Annotated in this window: 1 pseudogene; it reads left to right on the top strand. The window is 57.9% G+C overall.

From position 1 onward, the window contains the following. Positions 1 to 131: 131 nt before the first annotated feature. Positions 132 to 406, top strand: a pseudogene (locus SB751_RS28385) (hypothetical protein); the annotation flags it as partial.

Consider the following 406-nt stretch of genomic DNA (forward strand, 5'->3'; position numbering starts at 1 on the left):
GACTCGCGCTCCACGAGGCATACACAATGTACGGTGCGAGTCGCGTAAGTTGCGCCTCCTGCATCATGTCTTCACAACAGGATCTCCTCGCGGCAAGCAACTGTCCGGACAACCACGAGTTGTACGTCCAGATGGTCGAACTCGAAGCGTCCTCGACGTTTGCGTTTCAAGGCAGCCGCTGGCTCGCCGACGTAGCGCCGCACCTCCTCTCAACCGATCTACGTGACCGGATTGCACGTAGCAAAGTGTTGTCGGAAAGGCGTCAAGCAATCGAGAGCGAGTTACCCCAACGCCTCATGTTCACTGCTGGTTGGCCGACCGTATTGCCTACGCGAGACGAAGCAAGTTTGGTCGCGAGCGTTCGTCGTCGTGTGTCGGACCTGTTGGAGATGGACTCCAAGTGCCT

It is taken from the genome of Cupriavidus sp. SIMBA_020 (genome assembly GCF_046535395.1).
In the GTDB taxonomy this organism is placed as follows: Bacteria; Pseudomonadota; Gammaproteobacteria; order Burkholderiales; family Burkholderiaceae; genus Cupriavidus; species Cupriavidus campinensis.